Annotated in this window: 18 protein-coding genes and 1 tRNA gene; 4 read left to right on the top strand and 15 right to left on the bottom strand. The window is 40.3% G+C overall.

The features are described from left to right. Nucleotides 1-65 precede the first annotated feature (65 nt). The 7 genes from BuS5_RS02595 to BuS5_RS02565 form a co-directional block, all read right to left on the bottom strand. Nucleotides 66-139 (bottom strand) — tRNA-Met (locus tag BuS5_RS02595). An 87-nt stretch (nucleotides 140-226) separates the two neighbouring features. After that, the gene (locus BuS5_RS02590) at nucleotides 227-2,665 is read right to left on the bottom strand and encodes a zinc-ribbon domain-containing protein (protein WP_027355283.1); all 2,439 of its coding nucleotides are present in this window, start codon (nucleotides 2,663-2,665) and stop codon (nucleotides 227-229) included. Next, complete coding sequence (gene hpt, locus BuS5_RS02585; protein ID WP_035266984.1) at nucleotides 2,662-3,198, bottom strand: hypoxanthine phosphoribosyltransferase; 537 nt, start codon at nucleotides 3,196-3,198, stop codon at nucleotides 2,662-2,664. The genes BuS5_RS02590 and hpt overlap by 4 nt, the downstream gene beginning before the upstream one ends. A gap of 13 nt (nucleotides 3,199-3,211) precedes the next feature. Next, nucleotides 3,212-4,114: a DnaJ C-terminal domain-containing protein gene (locus BuS5_RS02580; RefSeq protein WP_027355281.1), complete on the bottom strand. Its 903-nt coding sequence runs from the start codon at nucleotides 4,112-4,114 to the stop codon at nucleotides 3,212-3,214. Nucleotides 4,115-4,348: 234 nt separating this feature from the next. Next, nucleotides 4,349-5,140, bottom strand: coding sequence for an ABC transporter permease (locus BuS5_RS02575; RefSeq protein WP_027355280.1), 792 nt, complete (start codon nucleotides 5,138-5,140; stop codon nucleotides 4,349-4,351). A 269-nt stretch (nucleotides 5,141-5,409) separates the two neighbouring features. Further along, on the bottom strand, nucleotides 5,410-6,462 hold the full coding sequence (locus BuS5_RS02570; protein WP_027355279.1) for a hypothetical protein: 1,053 nt from the start codon (nucleotides 6,460-6,462) through the stop codon (nucleotides 5,410-5,412). 14 nt (nucleotides 6,463-6,476) lie between these two features. Then, the gene (locus BuS5_RS02565) at nucleotides 6,477-8,129 is read right to left on the bottom strand and encodes an adenylate/guanylate cyclase domain-containing protein (protein ID WP_198012356.1); all 1,653 of its coding nucleotides are present in this window, start codon (nucleotides 8,127-8,129) and stop codon (nucleotides 6,477-6,479) included. Nucleotides 8,130-8,336: 207 nt separating this feature from the next. On the opposite strand from BuS5_RS02565, the gene BuS5_RS02560 reads away from it, so the two are divergent. After that, nucleotides 8,337-9,749: a transposase gene (locus BuS5_RS02560; RefSeq protein ID WP_274427660.1), complete on the top strand. Its 1,413-nt coding sequence runs from the start codon at nucleotides 8,337-8,339 to the stop codon at nucleotides 9,747-9,749. Nucleotides 9,750-10,465: 716 nt separating this feature from the next. On the opposite strand, the gene coaE is transcribed toward BuS5_RS02560, so the two are convergent. The 6 genes from coaE to BuS5_RS02530 all read right to left on the bottom strand — a co-directional run bounded on the left by coaE (nucleotide 10,466) and on the right by BuS5_RS02530 (nucleotide 16,139). Continuing rightward, nucleotides 10,466-11,887, bottom strand: a complete 1,422-nt coding sequence (coaE, locus tag BuS5_RS02555) for a dephospho-CoA kinase (protein ID WP_027353233.1) — start codon at nucleotides 11,885-11,887, stop codon at nucleotides 10,466-10,468. A gap of 5 nt (nucleotides 11,888-11,892) precedes the next feature. Continuing rightward, nucleotides 11,893-12,408: a 3D domain-containing protein gene (locus BuS5_RS02550; RefSeq protein ID WP_035264565.1), complete on the bottom strand. Its 516-nt coding sequence runs from the start codon at nucleotides 12,406-12,408 to the stop codon at nucleotides 11,893-11,895. 200 nt (nucleotides 12,409-12,608) lie between these two features. Next, a complete protein-coding gene (locus BuS5_RS02545) occupies nucleotides 12,609-13,595 on the bottom strand; it encodes a (Fe-S)-binding protein (RefSeq protein WP_051374617.1) in 987 nt (328 codons plus the stop codon). 1 nt (nucleotide 13,596) lies between these two features. After that, nucleotides 13,597-13,950: a (Fe-S)-binding protein gene (locus tag BuS5_RS02540; protein ID WP_051374616.1), complete on the bottom strand. Its 354-nt coding sequence runs from the start codon at nucleotides 13,948-13,950 to the stop codon at nucleotides 13,597-13,599. Continuing rightward, nucleotides 13,941-15,356 carry an FAD-binding oxidoreductase gene (locus BuS5_RS02535; RefSeq protein WP_027353231.1) on the bottom strand — a complete coding sequence of 472 codons (1,416 nt, stop codon included), beginning with the start codon at nucleotides 15,354-15,356 and terminating at the stop codon, nucleotides 13,941-13,943. Before BuS5_RS02535 ends, BuS5_RS02540 begins: the two co-directional genes overlap by 10 nt. Nucleotides 15,357-15,983: 627 nt before the next feature. Next, nucleotides 15,984-16,139 carry a hypothetical protein gene (locus tag BuS5_RS02530; RefSeq protein WP_157487331.1) on the bottom strand — a complete coding sequence of 52 codons (156 nt, stop codon included), beginning with the start codon at nucleotides 16,137-16,139 and terminating at the stop codon, nucleotides 15,984-15,986. 575 nt (nucleotides 16,140-16,714) lie between these two features. On the opposite strand from BuS5_RS02530, the gene BuS5_RS02525 reads away from it, so the two are divergent. From BuS5_RS02525 to BuS5_RS02515, 3 genes are all read left to right on the top strand, one after another. Then, nucleotides 16,715-17,938, top strand: a complete 1,224-nt coding sequence (locus tag BuS5_RS02525) for an HDOD domain-containing protein (RefSeq protein WP_027353230.1) — start codon at nucleotides 16,715-16,717, stop codon at nucleotides 17,936-17,938. Between the two features lie 7 nt (nucleotides 17,939-17,945). Next, nucleotides 17,946-20,192, top strand: coding sequence for a response regulator (locus BuS5_RS02520; RefSeq protein WP_051374615.1), 2,247 nt, complete (start codon nucleotides 17,946-17,948; stop codon nucleotides 20,190-20,192). Nucleotides 20,193-20,441: 249 nt separating this feature from the next. Beyond that, nucleotides 20,442-20,645 (top strand): hypothetical protein, encoded by a 204-nt coding sequence (locus BuS5_RS02515; protein ID WP_027353229.1) that lies wholly within the window; start codon nucleotides 20,442-20,444, stop codon nucleotides 20,643-20,645. A gap of 95 nt (nucleotides 20,646-20,740) precedes the next feature. Here the strand turns inward: BuS5_RS02515 and BuS5_RS02510 are convergent, their stop codons facing one another. Both BuS5_RS02510 and guaA read right to left on the bottom strand, forming a co-directional pair. Further along, nucleotides 20,741-21,541, bottom strand: a complete 801-nt coding sequence (locus BuS5_RS02510) for a hypothetical protein (RefSeq protein WP_027353228.1) — start codon at nucleotides 21,539-21,541, stop codon at nucleotides 20,741-20,743. A gap of 21 nt (nucleotides 21,542-21,562) precedes the next feature. Beyond that, nucleotides 21,563-23,092 carry a glutamine-hydrolyzing GMP synthase gene (guaA, locus tag BuS5_RS02505; protein ID WP_027353227.1) on the bottom strand — a complete coding sequence of 510 codons (1,530 nt, stop codon included), beginning with the start codon at nucleotides 23,090-23,092 and terminating at the stop codon, nucleotides 21,563-21,565. Nucleotides 23,093-23,272 lie beyond the last annotated feature (180 nt).

The following is a 23,272-nucleotide window of genomic DNA, read 5'->3' as shown; positions in this document are numbered from 1 at the left end:
TCACTAATATTAAAAAAAAAGCCCCTCTTTTTAGATCAGAAGGGCTCAAATATATTTAAAAAAAGTGGCGATGCAGGGAATTGAACCCCGGACACTGCGGATATGAGCCGCATGCTCTGACCATCTGAGCTACATCGCCTTTAGAATATTTTAAAATTTATGACGCTACCTAGCAGTTTAAGTGCTTTTCGTCAAGTTAAAAATTTATTTCAGTAAACATTAACGTTTATGGAACAGATCCTTCGGCTTCAACATTAAACATATTCATGTTCTCAGGCAAGTCGGAAAAAACTACCATAAAAGGAATCGTTGCGCCTTGCTTTAAATTAACATTCGATTTGCGGTCGCCATTACGGTTCATCAGCCGTTTCCCGATGGTATTTAAATCAAGATTTTCAATATCAATATCAGAGAGCATATTCCCGCAGTAGACTATCCCGGTTTTAGAAAGAACCCCGCCTTTTGAGAACAGGTTTGCTTTTACCCTGATAAAACTTCGTGGATGATCGTAATCATTTCTGACCTTGCCTTTTATTACAAAAATCTCTCCAGCCTTGGTGTTACTAAAATATTTACCGGTAATTGTGTTTTCAATAGGGGTAATTTTCAGTGCGCCGGTAGTATCTTTTTTTTCATCCTTAAACATGTCTCTTATATAAGGCAGATCAGCGACTTTTTTTACTGTTGAATTAATTCCGGATTTGAAAAAATCGCTTGCATAAGGTATTTTTATTCCCCTGCTCTCCATCAGGGTATAAGCGCCATAAGTACCCCCTGAAAATAAAACCAAAATCAATAATACAAGAGCAGGTTTGTTGACTCTTTTTTTCCGGGCAGCATCTGTTCCAGCGGCTGCTTCAGCTTCAACAGCCTGATCCGACGTGGATTTGGTATCTGCTGTAACGGCTTCAGCTTTATCATGTTCGGCAGAATCTTCTTCATCATGAGCATATTTTTTATATAAATCCGCTTTGTCGCTTTCATCGAGATCAAATTCCAGTTTTATGGTTTCGGACATCTTATCGCCACCGCCTGATGGTGTTTCATCAAGGGCCGTCCCAGCATCCGGCTCGTCGACTTCCATAGTCACATCAAATTTTTCTTCAGATTTTCGATCTTCAACATTCTGTTTTTCATCATCATATTCATATAGTTCAAGATCTATTTCTCCGGTTGCTTCTTCTGATTCCATGTCCTGGTTCGGCGTATCATCCATATCAAGCATGTTTTCGATCTCTTCCAGATTCAGAGACAGGGTGGCATCAATAGACTCCCCATTTTCCGCTATATCTTCTACATCGGAATCCATCCCGAGATCTATTTCGACCTCTTCACCTTCATCTGCTGCATCCGATTCCTCAGCACCGCCAAGCATCTGCTCCAAATCTTCTAAATCGAGGGAATCAACCTCATCTGCATCAGTACAGGTTTCAGAAGAATTTTCTTCTTCAACATTCATGTCCAATTTCAGATCAATATCTTCTATCTCCTCATCGTCCCCTTCGTCAAGATCCATTCCACTTTCCAGATCAAGCATATTTTCTATATCCGACAAATCAATTTCATCGTGATCTGCTATCTCTTCTTTGCTACTATCATAACCATCTTGTTCTTCATGAAACTCCAAGTCAAGCTCAATATTATCCGAAACTTCTTCTGTTTTACCCGGGGCCGTTACATCAGATTCAAGCTCGAGATTTAAAACCGGTTCATCCGGTTCTTTCATTTCTTCAGGCATCTCTTCAGATTCAAGGGCAAGGTTTGATTCAATCCCTGCCTCCTCCTTGGCATCTTCTGCAAAAGCATCCGGCATATCTATTTCATCTTTATCCGGTTCATCCGTCAAAGTATCTTCGATATCCAGGTCAAGTTCCAGCTCAATATCTCCAGGAATTTCATCAGGCTCTTCCCTGTTTTCTTCATCCAGGCCAAGATCCATGTCTAAAGATAGTTTGTCCTGCTCCTTCGCAGTTTTACCCTGGGCCGTTTCACCAGATTCAAGCTCGAGATTTAAAACCGGTTCATCCGGTTCTTTCATTTCTTCAGGCATCTCTTCAGATTCAAGGGCAAGGTTTGATTCAATCTCTGCCTCCTCCTTGGCATCTTCTGCAAAAGCATCCGGCATATCTATTTCATCTTTATCCGGTTCATCCGTCAAAGTATCTTCGATATCCAGGTCAAGTTCCAGCTCAATATCTCCAGGAATTTCATCAGGCTCTTCCATATTAAAGTCGAGATCAAGAGAGAGCTCTTCGGCTTTTTCTTCGGGTTCCGTTGCAATGCCGGTCTCCCCTTCCCCAAATATTTCAGAGCCAGCCGCAACATCAGCCGTTGAAGATTCAATAGTCATTGGAAAATCTTCATTCTGGAGATCAGACTCGATTCCCGTGTCGGAAACTGCTGTGCCTTCATCAGTCTCATTGAATCGTTCTTCATGGTAAGATGATTGCAGATTCTCGTTTGATTCGTCATCTGCTGAATGATTTTTATCGGTTTCAGAATCAGAAGAATAATTTTCATCCGTATCCGGCATCCTGGCAGACGCAGAAGGATATGCCAGAAAAATATCTTTACATATAGAACATCTTACTTTAGAGCCACCCTCCTTAATAAGATTTGCATCAAGATTGAAACTGGTATTGCATTCTTTACAGGTGATAATCATGAGATACTCCGCTGGTTAAAATTCAATTTATAAATATCAGGTAATTCCCTGAACTTTTCTGCAAAATCCAGGCCATAACCAACAAAAAAGCCATTTTTCACGACATGGCATTTAAAATCTATATTGATATTAACTTTTCGGCGTTCATGCTTATCTATTAATGTGCAAATTTTAATACTTTTAGGATGAAATGATTGTAAATAATTAATTATGAAAGATATGGTTAAACCTGTATCAATTATATCTTCAACAATCAGTATATCTCTGTCTTTTATTTCGATATCATGATGTTTCGTTAAACGGATTTCTTCGGATGATGAAACGCTGGAGCCATAGCTGGAAACAGCGATAAAATCAATTTTAACAGGAATAGAGAGATGCCGTACAAGGTCGGATAAAAAAACAAATGAACCTTTTAAAACACCTATCAATACAGGTTCTTTGTCATAATATTCTAACGAAATCCTTTGAGCAGCAGATGACACCATTTTAAGGATTTCATCCTGTTTAAGGGCGGGAATTAATTCCGGCATGTTTTTTAGTATATTACAACCCTGCTTCCGCAAGTTTTTTTACCAACTTTCTTTGTTCTCCTGAGAGTTGTTTCGGAGTTTTTACGTGCAAATGAACATAAAGGTCGCCTTTACCATTACCCTGCATATGGGGAAGGCCATGACCTCTAAGGCGCATTTTTGTTTTATGATCAGTTCCCGGAGGGATTTTAATGTTTAATTGTTTATTAACAATTGTTGGTACAGCTATGCTCGTGCCAAGCAGAGCTTCACTTAACTTAATGTCCCGGTTAACATAAAGATCGTATTCATCAACATCAAAAACAGGATCATTCATAACATTTGACTGTATATAAAGATCTCCGGGAGGTCCGCCATACGGACTCTGTTCGCCTTTGCCCGCGAGCCGGATTTTTTTCCCGGTGATCATGCCCTTGGGTACTTTTATCGATATTTTTTCAGAGCGCCCCTGGTGCTGGATAGCAACTGTTTTTCTTGTTCCTTCCGCAACTTCCTGAAGCGTTAAATGCAATTCATAAACCAGATCAGATCCTTTAATTTGAGCTTGGCGCTGATGTTTTGGACAGGAACCAAAGGGAGAATTGCCACCGAATGAAAATCTAACCCCGCCATTTCGTCCGCCAAAGCCGAATTCATTAAAAATATTAGAAAAATCGAATCCCCTAAATATGTCTTCCTGTGAATAACGCTGATGAAAACCAGATGTGCCGAATTCATCATATTGACTGCGTTTTTCTTTATCACTTAAGACTGCATACGCTTCGCTGATCTCTTTAAATTTCTCTTCGGCTTTTTTATCCCCTTTAGTATGATCAGGATGATACTTCATTGCCAGCTTTCTGTAAGCCTTTTTAATATCATCGTCAGAATCTTTTTTGCTAACACCTAATATTTTATAATAATCCGTTTCGGGCATTTTTATATTTTCTCCAAAAATTTCTTTTTTTCAAATTTATTTTAGTACTAAAGTAAGATTCATGGAAGAAAGTGTCAAGTTCGATGGGGCATTATAGATTATCCAAGAATCTATAGATGTTCACATAAATAATTTCACTGCGTTATCAGTCGTCGGAGTATTACAATACGCCTTCCTCCCTCTGGCCTTGTGAAATTAATTATCTGAAAATCTATATAACAGGCGCCCTTAAATTTATTTTAGCCTGTCCAGGCATAGCCTCTGACGTTCATCAAACAGGCGGCGCGATCCCATCCAGACTGCCGATATAGTCCCCAGACCGGTGCCCCCTGCAACAAGAAACATGATCAGGATCTGATATTTAACTGCTTCCAGGGGAGGACTACCGGCCAGAATCTGACCGGTCATCATGCCTGGGAGACTAACCAGTCCCGCGACTGTCATTGCGTTAATTATGGGAATCAAACCGCCCCGGATACTATCCCTTCTTATATTGCCGATGGCGTTGGTACAAGTCTGTCCAAGCATAAGGCGCGCTTCGATTACCATTTGCTGATCCCAAACTGCCTGCGTCAAACGATCAAGCCCTACAGCTATGCCGGTCATGGTATTACCTAAAATCATACCCAGCAGAGGGATTGCATACTGCGGCTCATACCAGGGATCATTCTCTATAATAATGGTTAGCGCAAACAGAGTTATAGTAAATGAAGATATGCACATCGAGATGGTTCCTACGCCCATGCTCCACCATCCGGCAAATTTTCTTTTTTGCCTGCCCATAACCTCCAGGCTGGCAGCAATTAGCATGATACTTGCGATTAGAATTAATAACCAGGGATGTGAATGTGCAAAAAGGGCTTTTAAAACCAGCCCAACGAGCAGAAGTTGTACTGTTGTGCGTATTCCTGCCACAATAATCTGCAGGGTCATACCGAGTTTCAATTGAATCGACAGGAACGCAAGAACAATTAAAAGGAGCGCTGCTAGTGACAAATCAAAAGTAGATAAGGATATGACATTCATTTTTTATCAACCAAAAAGGTATAAAACTAAACAATATTCAAAAAGTCAAAAAATTGACGATGAAGGGTGGGTGGCTCTGGTTCAGCTATAAATTTTCAGATAATCACCCGATTTTAAAATTTGGCACAAGAACAGGGGAAAACCAGAAGGTATGGGCACGTTGCATCGTACCACTACAAAGGTTTTGACCGATAACGCAGTGAAATTATTTATGTGGAAATATATAAGGGCTCTCTCAAAAATAAATTCGCAGAATTTTCATTCATAGCTTACTTAACCTTCTTTAACTTTTCAAGAATGTTATGAGCTTTTTCAATACTTTTTTGCGCTTCCCTGTGTTCAGGATTTAATTCTAAAGCTTTATCCCATTGGATAATTGCATCTTGTAATTTTTCATCAACAAATAGCCTAACACCCTTTTTGTAGTAAAAATCGGCCCTTTGTATTAATTTTTTTTTCAGCGCGGATATTTTTGTATTAACGTCCTTATAACCCGGTTCTACATTACGAAACATCTTTAATGCCACGGTATATTTGTTTTTCAATTGCAATGAGTTCCCCTTGCTAAAATATGAGGCATTCCTAAGGGTCAAAGCTTCCCTGTTTCCAGGGTCATCTTCCAGTATCCTGGATGCTATAAGAATCGTATTATCATAATCTTTATTATTAAAGCAGGTTTTGGCTTTCAGCAGATTCGCTCTCACCTTTATAAGCCTATCATCTTCGTTTTCCTGGGGTTCAGTTACCCTGCTATCATAAATTATTTTTTTTGTTTCCGGGACAGATTCAACTATAAAATATTTTTTTTTATTATCAACGTTTTCCTGGAGAGCGGGAGAGACGCCTTCTTGCTGTTTCTTAACTTTTCCCATTGATGCAGGCAATCCTTCAGTTATTTTATTACCCTGAATTTCCGCATAGTTTTTCCCAGATTGGATACACATTAGGTACCGTAGAGCCTCTTTATGGTCAAGGTCATACCTGACTGTTATCAAAAATTCATCAAACGCCTGGTCAGGCATATTATTAGCATAGAAATCAATTCCTTTCCTGAAATGCTCCTCCGCCTCTCTTTCTATTCTTTCCTTTAAATTGGATATATAAAAATCAGTCTTTCCGTTATCTACCGCCAGGATATCCGCAATTTTCCAGTAATATAACGCTATTCTGAATTCATCTTTTTTTTCAAGCTCCATGGCTTGTGTTCTGTATTTTTCATATAATGATATTTTTGCATTTTCAGGCGCCTCCTGAAATACGGCGCATCCGTAACACAAAAAAATCATTGAAATATATGTATAATTAAAAAAAAATTTAATCATATCAAATATCCTGATCAGATAAGATCAGGCTGCTGTTGCCTGTCAACTATACTACGCACCCTAAACGTCTCAACCTTCCCGGCTACGCCCTTTATTCCCTGGGGCGGCAGCGCTTCAACTTCAACCAGTTTTTCGACATTTTCCAAGACCTTTCTGCTGATTACAATTTCCCCTGATTTTGCAAGCCCATTTAGGCGTGAAGCTATATTAACAGAATCCCCTATGACAGTATATTCCATCTTAACCTGTGTGCCGATATTTCCTGAAATCACAACCCCGGAATCGATACCGATTCCCACAGAAGTTAGGAGCTTGTTATCTTTGACATTTCCAGTTTTAATAAGTTCCTTTTGTATCAGGACCGCAGCCTGGATTCCCCTTTCAATATGCCTTCTATTGTGGATTGGCACACCAAAAACAGCTAAAACGGCATCTCCAATAAACTTGTCAATATAGCCACCATAATCTATAACGATATTCGTTACAATCTCAAAATATTCATTCAGTTCTTCCACTATCTCTTCCGGATCTTTCGTGGCAGAATAGGAGGTAAATCCTCTGACATCCAGGAAAAGAATTGTCGCTTCATTTTTACGTCCTTTAAGCCATGAATCTTCAGGATTTGCCATAATCATGTTCAGTACTTCAAAGCCGACATATTTACCAAAAGACTCCTGCATAAAGGATTTTCTTAAAAGATCCTCGCTCATTTTATTAAAAGCAATTGCAAGGTTACCGAGCTCATCATTCCGTTTCATCTTAATTTTATAGTTGTAATTGCCTTTTCCGATCTCCTGGGTGGCAACAACAAGTTTAGTTATGGGTCCTGCAAACCTGAATCCAAAAAAAACAGCTATGACAGTACTTAACAAGACCACAATAATGGTCATAATGATAATTGATACTCTCTCACTAATTATCTCATGCTCAATAAAGTCAATCGACACGCCCACATGGACAGCTCCGAGTCTTTTGTCATTAAATACAATCGGCTTGCTTAAATGCATTACACGCTTACCGGATATAAGCTTGCTGGTAAAATAAACAATACCATCTTCTTGTGTAACCTCCTCCACGTTGTCGAATTTTTTGAAATCAGTGCCGATCTTGTTGAAATTTGAATGCGCCTTTATTACCCGATTATGGTCAAGGATCGCCGCATAAATCAACCCTTCTATATTGGAAGCACCGTTAATTACAGTATTAAGTTGCAGGATATTATTTTCAAGCAGAGGGATTCTTGCATTATATGCATAATTATTGAGGCTTACCTTGCCTATCTTTAAAGTCTGCTGATAAAGTATCTCTCTCTGCTTTCCAAGCACCACATAACTTATAGCAAAAACAGTAATAACAATTATTATCATTGTAGCAACCGACAGCTTTAGCCAGATCGGTATGCTCGGGGCCGGGAGTTTTTCTATAAAAGAACCGCGTCTTTTTTTTATAAGCTGCTGAATATTGTCCGAAAGGGACGTTACCGATATGTTGTAATACTCATTGATTATATCTATCAGATTTTCTTCAGTCGCGTAACCAAGTCCTACAATTATTTCACCGAGTTTTACAGCCTTGCCCAATTCAACCAGTTTAACTTTCTGTTCATTAAGAGCATTATCAAGCTGATCTTTCGAGATAATATTTTTTTTAATCAAAAGCTGTCCCATAATGATATCATAGTCCTTCGAGGACTTCCTAAAGAGATGGACAGTTTTTGATAAAAATGTATTTATATAATCTTTGATAAACGGCATATTTAATATTTGCGGTGCTTATACTCGATGATCAAGTTTTTATGATTAGCTAAATTTAAAGTTTGATAGTATAATCACGACCATTAAAAATATTAACAACTTTGAAAGAGCCCATTCATAATGCTATTAACTGAATCTGCACCATTTATCAAACAGTACATTGAAGATCTCAACAATAGCCTGGAGCAATACCAACCTAGTGCGGGATTAACATTTACCCAGAAAGCATGGCTAAGCTTTTGTCTTACCGGTATATTAATGGTAAATGCTGTATGTTGGGCAAAATTTGAACGGGCGAGTCTGGGCAATTATAAATTAGCAGCTCTATCTTGGATGTTTCGTAAGGGTAAGATTTCATGGGACAATTTACTTGTTGGAAGCGTCAGGCGTATTTTGAAAAAATATGGTATCACAAATGGTGTAATTGTTTTTGATGAGTCTGATCGTGCCCGTTCTAAGAATACAAAGCGAATATACAAGGCTCATAAGCAAAAACACAAAGCAAGCGGAGGTTATGTTAATGGGCAAACAGTTGTTTTGCTTCTTTTGGTCACAGACTCTATAACCGTACCTATTGGTTTTAAGTTTTACATGCCTGATCCAGTTGTTAGTGCCTGGAAAAAAGAAGAAGAGAGATTGAAAAAAAAGGGACTCCCGAAGAATAAGCGTCCTGTCAAACCAGCATTTAACCCTGAGTACCCGAAAAAAATTCAATTAGCCCTGCTCTTACTTGAAAATTTTAAAGAATATTATCCTAAAATTACTGTTAAATGTGTATTGGCTGACGCTTTATACGGTTCAAAAGAATTTATGAATGGAGCCTCTAATATTTTGGGAGGAGTGCAAGTTATCAGCCAATTAAAGTCAAATCAAAATATACGGTACAAAGGTAAAAAAAAGACAATTACGGATTATTTCAACATGATTAACAAAGGTGTAAATTGCACCATTCGTGTGCGAGGCGGTGAAAAAGTCAATGCAACAGTGAGCAGTGCCCGCCTTAAGGTTGATGCACACGATGGCAATGTGCTTTTTGTGATAGCTCTTAAATATGAAGGGGAAGATGAATACCGTTACTTAGCTGCCACTGATGTGAGTTGGCGCACAGTTGACATTATTCAAGCATATTCTTTGAGATGGCTTGTAGAGGTTTTTTTTGAAGACTGGAAGCTTTATGAAGGATGGGGACAAGAGGCCAAACAATATGACGAAGAAGGATCAAGCCGAGGCCTGATCTTGAGTCTGTTGCTAGACCATTGCCTCCTCCTTCACCCTGAGCAAAAGGCCTGCATAGAGAACAAAACTCCCGTGTTTACCGTGGGAAGTCTACAAAAAAGAGCTCAAATGGATGTTTTGATGGAATGTGTCAAATTTTTGCTGCAACAACAAGATCCCGGTGAAAAGCTTAAAGAAATGGGGCAAGTTATCAAAAAAGTTTTCCGACTTATGCCATCGGGAAAACATATGAGCGGAAGAACCATAGGTAGATTGGAGCCAACACCCTCTCTATCACGTAAATATTGTCCTTGCTAAGTGCTTTTGGCAAGTTCGTCATCAAAAACTTGAACATCGAGTTATACATATAGCCTTGTGCCAAATTTTAAAATCAGGTAATTATCTGAAAATATACCTTGGATGGTTATAAATTGCATTTTTTTTTCGGTGAGCAACGAGAATCAAGAGCAAATCGGGAAGTCTCGTAACAGCATATGCTATTGCGAGCCTGAGCAACGCAGCTATTGTTGTTCAGGGCCATTGAAAAAGCGCAATTTATGCCCTTTCGAGGTAGATATAGGAATCAAATACAGTTTACAGGAGTAACATAACGAAGATTAAAGCAAAAAATATACCAAATAATTCAGGAAAAATCTTGCTTAGGGTTCGCGCGAAAATAAGTTCGCAATTTTAAGTGTTGAGGCGCCTGGCTGGCAAGGCGCGCAAGGCGTAGGAATATCAAGATATTCCTACGCTTTCGTAACGCAGTCAGGCAGGATGCATCGACGCTTAAAATGTAAAGTTATTTTTGCGCGAGCCCTTAGGGTTCGCGCGAAAATAAGTTCGCAGAATTAAGGTGTGAAGTACTTTTGAAAGGATATGAAAGATGCCGATTTTCAGACAATATAGATTGTTACATAAATAATTTTACTGCGATATCGGTCGTCGGGGTAGGGGTTCAAGATTTTGCCCCCCTACTCCATCTGGCCTTGTGCCTAATTTTAAAATAAGGTAATTATCTGACAATCTATATTTCATGTGCGCTCCTGTTCTTGTTGGATATCTTTTAGCGCGTTCCAGATTTCCTTTACCTGCGCTTCGGTCTCTTCCAGTGAATTTGCATTATTAATCTTGAAATCTGCAAAACGAACCTTTTCATCTATAGGTAATTGAGATTTCAGTATATTGGCCGCCTCTGCGGCGCTGATACCGTCTCTTTGCGCCAAACGTTCGATCTGCATTTCCTTGGGAATATGGACAACAAGGATCTTGTCAAAGATATACATAAGGTTAACCTCGATCAGAAGCGGAACTACAACCTGTATTACCGGATCCGGGGTAGCTGATGCTATTTGGTTGACCTGTTCAATAAATTCGTCATAAATCTCCGGATGGGTAAAGCTCTCCAGCTTCTTTCTCTTTTCAAGATCTACGAATACAATATCCGACAATTTCTTCCGATCCAGGGTTTCATTATCCTGTAGAACCTGTTTACCGAAGTATTCGACTATCTTTTTCCAGGCAGGTTTCCCGGGCTCAACCACTTGCCTTGCTATCAGATCAAAATCGACTATCGGAGCGCCGAGTTCCTCCAGCATTTTTGCAACAGTAGTCTTTCCGCCGGCGATGCCGCCGGTAACGCCTAGTAGAAGCCGGTTGTCATTGCCCCTCAGTTTTTTCATTAAATCTTCCAGGTTTTGATATGAGGGCGGCAACATGGCCATAATATCACTTTCAACGCCTGCAAAACTAATCGGATAGCGGATTCCCCGGCGATAGAGATTCTCCATGCCGAATAAGGCCTTTTCCATCATTCCGGCCGGAATAGCCATCACCAGCTCATCATCCTGGGCATGCCCGTAACGCCGCTCCCCGTAACATGGAATTGTCATGGAGGGCTTGCCTGTCAAATAACATCTTGCAATGACATCGGAGCATGAGGATTCGCCTACGCAAAAAAATTGCATGACCTCATAATTTTCGAACTGCAAAGAATTTATTAAAAGCATCACTTGAGCCGGATTACAGTAAATAAGGACAATATCAGGTTCAAAGTGCTTATAAACAAGTGGTGCCATGGAAACGGCTTCATATTTCCCACGCGGCAGCCTCGGTATGGATGCTTCACATTTCCTACCGTCTTCTTTGGTTTTAAGCCATACCATACTCCTGAAGGTACCGTCCTTGTATATATCCGGGATATCAGTCAAACCAAGCATGGCCGGACATGAAGGATATAAAAAATCATCCGGATCAGCGCCCACTGTCCAGTCAAAGCTTCTTACGAGGCTGACCAACTGACACAGGGTCACTTTATTGCCCGGTTTTCTCATAAACGGAATTTTTTCAAGTTCCTCCTTTTTTTTCAACATTTTAAAGGCTACTGGAAAATGCTTCAGCCTCATTAACAGTTCCATTCTTCGGACCAGCTTTTCCCAGTCCACCTGTTTTACCATATAAACTATTCCTTTCGCACGTCAATCCTCTTTCTGCCCCAGTTCAGAGCCTGTTGATGTGATTTAAAATAGAGATCAAGGCGTTTTCTCCCTTTAATTGCAGAACCCCGATCTTCTACCCGGCCATATCCGTATCCCGGAATATAAAACCTGGTACCAAAAGGATAAAACCTGGTGTCTGCCGCAATGGTGCCGTCCCGGGGAAATAGAAGCCATGGAAAGAATATAATACGAAAAGGGATCATCCAGGGATGTGTGAGGCTGTTCACGGAAAATAGTCCCGGAGCCGGCTCGTGGGGTTTTGTTCCGCCGGCGGTAAGCCCTGAATAGGGCTTACCCTTATTCCTTCCGGCGCTTATATATCGATTCCAGAAATTAAGTTTTAAATATTTCCAACTGCCCCTCTCCCATCCACAGCACTTGCCGCACCCGCAATAGCCCGTAATTTCCATCTGACGTATAATCTTGGGATGGGCACATCCGGCAATTAAAACGAACAATATAATTATTAAATATTTCATCAGGGAAGTTACTGAAAAGAAAAGCCGCAAAAATCAAAACTCGAACAGTTAATATTTAAGATGCCCCCCTGCAAAAAAGGGCTATTCTCGGGCAATCTGATAAAAAGGGAAAAAGCCTGGGGAAGGCGCAGGAGCAGTATGTCGATCAAAGGGTTTTGGCCCGACATACTGCTGTGAAATTATTTAGATGGAAATCTATCTTAAAAAGCCATATCCAAAATTTCACCTACATCAGAGACCTTAATCCCCAGTTCCTGCTCATAACGAGCTAAATTAAGGAGACAAATTGGACATGTTAACGCTATATGTGTTGATATCTCAGCCAACTTCTCTATCCGATTACGGGACACCCTACTTGCTAAATCAAGGAAGGCATATTCTATAGGTCCTCCACAGCACAATGTGTCCAATTTAGTATGTTCAGGTTCCAATAACTGAACTCCTATGGCTTTTAACAACCTTCTTTGAGGTTCAATTATAGACAAATCCCTTGCCATGACACAAGAATCGTGCATGACGAATTTCTCTTCAATCTTCCCTTTCCGGTTTTTTTCTATCTCTGTAACTTGTTCATCTAAAACCTCCAGGTAATGCCTTACCCTAAGGTCATACCCACTGATATATTGGGGATAAACATTTTTCAACATAAGAGTAGTATGGGGGTCGACACAGATCACTTCTTTTACACCATGTTCTTTAAGCAGTCGATATACTTTATCTATATGTTCTGCAAGGGTCTCATCCAAACCGAGGTCATATAACATAACACCGCTATAAGGTTCATCCTCATATAAATAAGCCGGGTGCAGGCCTATTGCTGATAAGGCTTTGACAATGCCCCGGAGCGATCTTACCCCCTTGCTTAACAGCTCTTCCTCTTTTCGAGCTCCCCATGTTAATGCCTTTTCCCCGGCCAATTTGCTCCCGCGCCTTACAATATCACCAAGAATTTTCTTGGAAAGAAATTTCTCGGTCTGGGATAGCAGGCTTACAGCCTTAGTAATATAGGGCAGCATCTGGTACATTCTCCCAGTAAGCAGTACCGTCTCGCCTGTTCTGGGAAGATTAAGACCCTCTGCCCAATCTGCCCAATATACCTTTTTTATACCAAGAGGGTCACCTGTCCTTTGAATGTTATCTATCAACGACGACAATAACTGTGAAATTAATACCTTAATCTTTTCCACATCATTTCCCCTTTTGTCTTGCCAATTCGTTAGCCAGTAAAGACCTTCCGATTCTTATTAATTCCGAAACCTCAAGATTTTGTCCCTTATTTTTACATACAATGGTACAACGACCGCATTGGAGACAAGAATAAATGGGGTATACTACCGCATCATCCAATTTAACAGTATTATCAAGAAGAAGCCTCAACAATTGTACTCTGCCGTATCCCGACATAACTTCGCTATTCTCTGATTGTTGATAGACTTCACATGCATCAAGGCAGAAACGACATCGTCTACACTTAGAGAGTTCCTCAAGTAGTTCATTTTTGCTTTTTATTTCTAGCCTTTCTCTTTTTTCTACTATGCCCATCCTTCCAAATTCCCCTTATTTAGTATCCCCTCAGGATCGAAAAGGTTCTTTAACTTGACCAGAATTTCATAATATTGTTCACCATATTTCTTCCTGATAAATGAATTCACCCTGCTAGCTGTGAGTCCTACCTCTCCACCGCATCCAAAATATTTTATATTTATTTCTTCCGTCTTTGTCCTCCATTCCAGGCCTATTGCCTTCCGATCTTCGATAGGGATATCTTTTTTGGGCCAAAAAACACGTGCATGAATAGTTGGTGCTCCAATATGACCGTAGGAATAAAATTCCGGGTTTTCGTAACTCTGCAAGCCCTTCGCGAGTGCCTCCACTTCATGAAAGGCTTCCTTTAGCTTATCCGCCCTCGTGGATATTTCACTCCACCATGTCAGCCCCCCACGAAAAAGGTAATTAGCAAATTCAGCCCTCGCAGTCCATAATTTTGTCCACTCTTCGTTGTCAGTAACCAACTTGATTTCCGTAGGCTTACCAAACTTCAGAAATTCTAAAAACTCCTTTGACAATTCTTCACTTCCGGCCTTACTCACGTTAGCGATACGTATCATTGAAACAGGGCCGGCCGGTTCGGGAAGACCTACTGCCTGGAAGCCTATTTTAGCCGACTTTTCGTCCAAAAATTCATAGAAGACAGGAGCCGGAATGCATCGTTTATACATTTCCATAACCGTATCCAGTATGCCATCAACATGGTCATAATAAACCACAATATTCTGAAACGCGGCTAAAGGAACTAATCTCATTCTGATCTTGGTTTTTATATCCAAAAGCCCCTCTGAGCCAATAAACAACCTGGTAAGCTCAACCCCTGCAGGCCTTCGCGGCGATTCTGATCCTGTTTGCAGGATCTCCCCTGTAGGTAATACTACTTCCAGTCCCAATACAAAATCGCCGGGTTTGCCAATGGCGGCATCCACCATGTGACCACTCGTGTTTACGGAGACGGCCCCTCCAATACTTGCTATTAGCTGACTTCCTAAATTTATGGGAAGCATAGCGTTATATTTTGCCAATTCCTTTTCTACTTCGGCAAGATGAGCGCCGGGACCGACTTCAAAAAAACCTCTTTCCGGAAACACCTCCATCTTATTCATCCGTCTTGTATCTAATAATATACAATTTATCTTTGGCCGCGCCAGACCGGCAAAGGAACTGCCGGAACCATGTGTATGCACGTTAATTTTTTTTTCATTAGCATATTTCAATATCTGTGAAACTTCTTCCGTTTTAGAAGGCCGGACTACAACATACGGGATGTTATGTTCCTCCAAATCAAAGTTTTGTGGATCTTGGGCAAACACTATCCTGCTGGCCAAGTCACTAATCGCATGCTCTTTACCAACAATACTGACCATATCCTTAGTCAGTTTATCTATCTTGACCGTCATAATGTACCTCTTTCCTTATCACGTTTATTTTATAACACCATAATAAACAGTGTTATAAATTGTTCACCAAAGCTGCTGTAATCTATAGCCTTATTACCCATTCCACTACGCTTGCCGCATAATTCTTACTCTCAAATGGATGGCATGCTAATCCCGGAGAGGGAAAACAACGGAATTCACCTCAACCCTATCCAAAGCCGGAATGGTGAACATTCCAGGGAAGGTTACTGTTGTACCTAACCCTGTTGTACTTAAAATAGACCCAAAAAAAGGACCCTGAAAAAAAACTAGGTGCTGAACACAAACTACAGGCACAGAATCAAAATAATCTTTGGGGCAGGGAATAAATAACATCTATTTTATAAATCTGTGTTCAACACCCAATGGCTTTAAATTTTTATAGTCGGAATTCCTATGTGCAAATTAATAATTTAAGGGATGCTTCCCTATGATGTGATAGCTGAATTAGTTATTTGTGAATTATAATTACAGCATAATTGCCTTGGTTGAGTTACCGCCATGCATTCTGTTGTAACAATCCAGCAAGCAACATACAAAAATGCAAAGATAGTTCCCACACATATCTTATATCTATCACCGTTTATGGAACCATCCCTAATTTTACTACTAGACTAACTCGGCGTCCCAACCCTTTGCCTTAAGCATGGCAACCTTTTGTTCAGCGGCATCCTTACTAGGCATATTTATGGTAAACCATCTGTCCGCCTTGCCTTTGAGCACTTCGTGTTTGTCATCCTTTTGGAATTTGTAACGTACTTTCATTTCCATTCTCCTTTTTTTGTTTTGTTGTTTTTAAACCTAAGGGGGTTGAAAAAAATAATTACCCAAATTGCTAAGTGTTAACTTATTTAGTAACTATTCAACATATTTATAAAAGAATCATGTCAATTTTACGTACTTAAATTGTAGCGCTACAGGGTTTTGCTAAAATTAAAAATGTTTTATAACCATACCTCCTAATTCTTTGGATAATTATAGTAATCCCGCTCCCCAACACTCAGATATAACATAATAACAATATAAAATTATTGTCAAGGATAAAATGTAATAATTAAAATTTTATTTACGAAATATCCATTTCGCAGCATTTAGTTATGCCGGGCTAAGAATAGTAGGGGCACGATGCATCGTGCCCATAGTCAAACTATAGGTTGTCAAATAATTACCCGATTTTAAAATGTGGCACAAGGCCAGGGTGAGGAAGGCGTAAAAATATATAAATTTCCACATAATCACTAAAGTTTTTGGGGGGAAATGCTGATAATAAAAAACAAGCCTTATAAAATTACAGTTATTTTTAAATAATATTAGATAATTATATAAAATTCGGAGCTATAATGCAGAGAGTAGCCTTGGAACAATTAAAGGAAGGGATGGTCCTGTTTGAGGAGGCCAGAGATATCAAGGGAAGACTTCTTTTAGGTGAAGGATCCGAAATTAAATCCAGCCATATCAGCATTTTTAAAAAATGGGGAATAACAGAAGTGACTATTTCCGGTGAAGCCGATGACAAGGAAGATGATAAAACCGGCATAGATTTGGAGCTGTTTGAGAGAACCGCAAAAAACGTAAAAAATATTTTTCAGCACGCCGGCCTGAGCCATCCATTCATGAAGGAGTTATTCAGGCTTTCCGTATCACACAGGTTCCATGCCAATGATTTTGAGCCTCTCCATAGGATCAATATTCCCGAAGCTGACGAGCAAAATAATGTTATAAAGGTAAATCTGAGAAACGAATTATCAAAAAAAAGTATTAAACTTCCGGAAATCTCCACCATAATTTCCGATCTGAATGAGGTTATCAATGATCCCCAAAGCTCGGCTGAAGATGTTGGAACAGTGGTTAACAAAAGCCCCAGCCTGTCCGCGAGGCTTTTAAAGATTGTCAACTCATCCTTTTATGGTTTCAGATCCAAGATAGATAGCATATCCAGGGCAGTTGCTGTGATCGGCACAAGAGAAATCGCCAGTCTTGCAATCGGCCTCAGCGCTATCGCCGTTTTTAAAGGTATTCCAAAAGAAATAGCAGATATGCGTCTATTCCTGAAACATAGCCTGGCATGCGGTCTGCTGGCCAGGATTATAGCAGCTCATAATAATATCCCGCAAACAGAGCAGCTTTTTGTGGCCGGTTTGCTCCATGACATCGGCAGGGTGGTCATATATAAGGATTTTCCGGACCAGGCAGCAATTCTTTTCCGGCTGTGCGCAGGCGGGAATGAGCTTCTTTTCCAGGAAGAAAAAAACCGGCTGGGATGCAAACATACCGATGTCGGCAAAATTTTGCTTACAAAATGGAACCTTCCTGAAACACTGGTGCAAAGCGTATTTTACCATCATAGTCCTTCCAAGGCTCGCGAACCTGCCTGGCCGTCCATTGTCCATTTGTCGGATATAATTGTAAACGCTTTGGGATTTGGCAGCAGCGGTGAAAGGTTTGTCCCGCAGCTTGACGAGAAGGCTTTGGAGAATATAAGCTTTCCACCCGCTATTCTCGCAATGATAGTTAAACAGGCAACCCATCAGTTTACTTCTTTTGTGTCTTTCTTGAAGGAATGAGAGTAATATGAATGATAACATGGAAACAAAAAAGCTTTATTCCCGCTTTGAGTATTTGGAAAAGAGCCTTCGTTTTATCAACAACTCCCTTGAAATGGTGCTGACATTGGGAGATTTTCAGGAAAATATTAATAAAAAGGATGACCCTGCCCGGATTTTAAAAGATACTGAAGAACGGGTTAACAAGCTGATCAAGTTTGAGGCGTGCGCTTTATATCTTATAGATGAGGAGAGCGCGGATTTTATATTAAAGCAGTGCGGGCAAAGCCGGTTTAAAGAGTATATCGAAGATGAAGTGAAATTTATGACCGACAAAGGCTTTTTTGCATGGGCCCTGCGGGAAAAAAAAGGGATTTTTATTTTATCCAAAGATCAGGCCAGAAAATTTTTACTGCATCCGATAGCCACCTATTCCGGGATAAGAGGCATGTTCGTCGGCTTGATGCCGGATAACAAACTTGAAATACCGGATGGCTCCACAAGTCTTTTGTCTTTGATTTTGCTTAACGCTGCCAATGCACTGGAGAGCATTGAATTTCACAATTTAATGCATCAGCAAAATTTTATTTTAGAGAAAAAGGTTGAAAAAAGGACTATAGAGCTGCAGCAGGCGGTCGAGCGCTCCAAAGAGCTGGCGCTTGCTGCCAATCTGGCTGAAAAGGCCAAGAGCCGGTTTCTGGCCAATATGAGCCATGAAATCCGTACCCCGATGAATGGGGTTATCGGTTTTGCAGACATGCTTCTGGACACTGAACTTAACGAAGAGCAGAATGATTTTGTAATGACTATCAAAAGAAGCGGTGATGCACTCCTCCTGTTGATTAACGACATACTCGATTTTTCCAAAATCGAAGCCGATGAAATCGATTTTGAAGAGCTGGACTTTGACCTTGAGCTTCTTGCTTACGATGTTTGTGAACTAATCCGCCCGAAAATAGAATCAAAACCGATTGAAATTTTGTGCCGGATTGATGAAAACCTGCCGGCGAAAGTCAATGGAGACCCGTTGCGGATAAGACAGGTTTTGACAAATCTAATGGGCAATGCGCCCAAGTTTACCGAAGCAGGTGAGATAGAACTCTCCATTGATGTTGAAAAAGAAGAAAATGACAGGATCATGGTCCATGCAAAAATAAGAGACACAGGCATTGGTATTGAAAATGACAAATTAGATTCCATTTTTGAGCCTTTTCAGCAGGCAGATGGTTCAACCACAAGAAAATACGGCGGCACCGGCCTTGGCCTTTCGATATGCAAAAAAATGTCGAATCTGATGCAGGGAGACGCCTGGGTTGAAAGTGAAGTTAACAAGGGAAGCATATTTCACTTCACCGCATGGCTGAAACAAGCAGAAAACAAAAAAGATAAAAAACCCGCAAGATTCACGCCGGTGGTTCTGTCCGGCAAGAATGTTCTTATTGTTGATGACAACCTGACCCATCTGGATATCCTGACCCATCTCCTTAAGAACGCCGGAATGAATGTTACAGCGCTGAATAAAAGTGAAGATACCCTTCCCGCCCTGCAAAAAACGATAAATAACGGCGGCAAGTTCGACCTGTGCATTCTGGATATCCTGATGCCTGGGTTAAACGGATATGATCTTGCAAAGCAAATAAGAATTTCCGGTTTTAAAGATCTTCCTGTCATCGCTCTCTCTTCCGTATCCGGGCGGGATACCGAAAGATTTGAAGAAGCAGGCTTTGACGGCTTTTTTGCCAAACCGGTCCGCAGGGAAAAACTGTATCGGATGATGGAAAGGATATTAGGAGCCGGCAAAGATCAACGCGGAAAGGGGCTGATCCTGGAGCCAAAAATTTCAACCCGGTATTCGATCAGGGAAGAAATGAAACATTCTACCAGTATTCTTCTGGCTGAAGACAACCCCGTCAACCAGAAGCTGACCAAGATGATGCTGACCAAAGCCGGATATAAGGTAGCGGTCGCTAACAACGGCAAGGAGGCCCTTGAAAAATATACAGTCGCACCTGACAAGTTTGATCTTATCTTTATGGATATCCAGATGCCGGAAATGGATGGATTTGAAGCTACTCAAAAAATCAGGGAATGGGAAGATAGCAGCTCAAGCGCTCAACAGATTAAAAGCATACCTATAGTAGCCATGACTGCCAACGCCATGAAGGGCGACAGGGAGATGTGTCTTGAAGCAGGCATGGACGACTATGTAACAAAGCCGATTAAAAGGGAGATCGTCTTTGCTGCCATAGAAAATCATATCCTTAAAAACCAATAGCCTTATGGACGGACACTATGTAATATTTAACACAAACTATGTAGTTTGCCACACAAACACCTTATATGGTTTATTACATAATTTGTATTGCGCTGTTATCGGTTTTCAGTGTTAACTATGTGAAATATAAATATTAATTTTTTAATTAAAAGTGTGGCATGACAATTGCTTTAAGCTTTAAGTGAAATCAGTTTCGAGGGATTATATACGTCAGTAGAAAACAAGCTTTCAGCAAAAGGAGATTAAGCCATGTTAATTAAAACCGATATATTCGAACTGGAAATTTTTCAAAATTCAAATGTATATTTAGGGTCTAAAAAATCAGGTCAAATCTTCACAAACTGGGCTGATTTAGATGATAGCGTAAAGGTCGATTTAGTGGATATCAGCCGGCAGGTTGAAACCCTGATGCTTCAGACTGAAAAACTTTTATACACTCCGGGTTGTGCATAGTTTATCTTATTTGATTTGCCCAACATCATTCATACATAGAAAATTCCAATGCGTCAGGATGTCCGTTTTGTGGCCAAAACGATGGTCAAGGCCTGCTATTTAATATCTTCCTCCACAATACTCTTTGTGGAAGAAGTTTCTGCAGGCGGCGGTTTCTTATTACCTGCAGAAGCTATTTTTTTTCTAATTTCCGAGAAATTTTCTTCCATATTTGCAGCAATCTGATTTATTTTCAGTCTGAAATAATTCCTGTCATTTTCAAGTGCTTTATCAAGCATTTCTTTGTTTATAACTTCAGATGCAATACCTGAGAATTCAGCTTTTGTTTTTTTTAATGCTGTCTTTGTATTATTTATCATTTCGTTCAGTTCGGAGAGCTTTGCATCTACCTTTCTCTCTGTGGTTTTAATTGCCGTTGAAATTTTCTCCAGATCTTTACGGATCGGATTGATAGACTTTCTAACCTTATCCAATCCCCGAGTCAGTTCTTTTGTTTCGACTTTTGTGGCTTCAAGATGTTTAATCTCTGTCTCTTTTTTTTTGATAGCCGCCTGCATCGAGGATATCTTCTGTTCAAGGGATAAAATTTTTTTAGAAAGCACGCCTTCGAGCTCAACATTTTTTGCAGAAATAGAGGCAAACCTTGTTTTCAAAGCCTTGGAGAGAATTTCAACCTCATTAACCCCTGTTTTTTGTATCTGGATCGATTTTTTTTCTATCTCCCGGTAAGCAAAAAAGAGGAAACCGGCGACCAGGCAAAGCACAAACAATGTGGATAGCATGATCTTGAGATTAACTTTTTTTATTTCTTTTACTTTTGGCTCTTCCTGCAAAACAGAATCAGGACTCTCATCGTCTATACGAATAATAAAATCTGAAGAATCTCTATCGTCCATGATTACCAAACCTCGTTGTTATCACTCCCATTCAATAGTACTCGGCGGTTTTGAGCTAATATCGTACACCACCCGGTTAACTCCCGACACTTCATTGATTATTCTGTTGGAAATTGTTCCCAGAAGTTTATGCGGCAGTTTTGCCCAATCCGCCGTCATTGCATCATCGCTTGTAACTGCACGGATTGCCGTAATATTCTCATATGTACGCTTGTCTCCCATTACCCCCACGCTCTTAATGGGCAAAAGCACCGCAAAAGATTGCCACAATTTTTTATAATACCCGGATTTCTTGATTTCTTCCATAATTATCTCGTCAACATTTCTTAAAATATCCAGCCTTTTTTTGGTAATATAACCGATTATCCTTACACCAAGGCCAGGACCAGGGAATGGCTGGCGCCATATTAATTCGTCCGGAAGACCTATCTCCCCGCCTAATAATCGCACCTCGTCTTTAAAAAGATGTTTTAATGGCTCGATTAGTTTTAATTTCATTTTTTCAGGAAGCCCCCCCACATTATGATGTGATTTTATCACTGCCGTCGGGCCTCCGAATGCAGATTGTGATTCAATAATATCCGGGTACAGAGTCCCTTGGGCCAGGAATTCAGCTCCCTTGATTTTTTTCGCTTCAGATTCAAATATACCAATAAATATTTTTCCTATAATTTTTCTCTTTTGCTCAGGATCTGTCACCTTGTCCAGGGCATCCAGAAATTTTTTCTCTGCATTTACAAAATGTATATTAAGGTCAAGATGCTGCTCAAGGGTTATTTTAAGTTTTTCAGCTTCATTTTTGCGCAACAAACCGTTATCTACAAAGATACAGGTGAGCTGTTTTCCTATGGCCTTATGGATCAGCATGGCTGTAACAGATGAATCAACACCACCGCTTAACCCAAGGATAACTTTTTTTTTTTTTACTCTCTTTCGTATTTCTTCAATAGAATCCCCGGCAAATTTTTTCATAGTCCATGTTCGTTGGCAGCCACATGCATCAAAAAGAAAATTTTTAAGCATTAGTTTTCCTTTGGATGTATGCTGCACCTCAGGATGAAACTGAAAGCCATAAAATTTCTTGCTGCTGTTAACTATTGCAGCGGCCTTTGTATTTTCCGTAGAGGCTGCTATTGCAAAGCCTGCCGGCGCTTTTTCCATGGAATCACCATGACTCATCCAGCAATCCGTCTTTTTTTCAATACCTTTAAAAATCCCCAAATCCTTCTTGATATTGAGCTCTGCAAAACCATATTCACGTTTTTCCGCTTGCCGGACCGATCCTCCAAGCGAATCAACCATGTACTGCATGCCATAACAGATTCCGAGAACAGGAATGTTCATTTCAAAGACCCTGTGATCGATCACGGGGCTGCCCTGGTCGTAAATACTTGAAGGCCCACCCGACAAAATTATTCCCTCAGGGTGAAGTTCTTTTATATAGTCAAAATCTATACCGGGAGGTTCTATCCGGCAATAGACACGGCATTCTCGTACACGACGAGCTATTAACTGGTTATATTGTGATCCAAAATCAATGATAAGAATCATATTTACCTTTGTTTTATTGTAACCGTTTAGGGGCTGTATTGCCGTATCAAATGTCAATTACATGTAAACCTTTGAGCTGTAAGCGTTTGCAGGGTGCTGCAGATGCAAGGCGGCGGGCACGCAGACGTACTAATGTACTTCAAATGCCCGCCAACACAGCAGGTGCGGTGCCCTGTGAAC

Source organism: Desulfosarcina sp. BuS5, assembly GCF_028752835.1.
Lineage (GTDB): Bacteria > Desulfobacterota > Desulfobacteria > Desulfobacterales > BuS5 > BuS5.
Note: the sequence above shows the minus strand (reverse complement) of the source record. Positions and strands in the feature narration are given on the sequence as shown.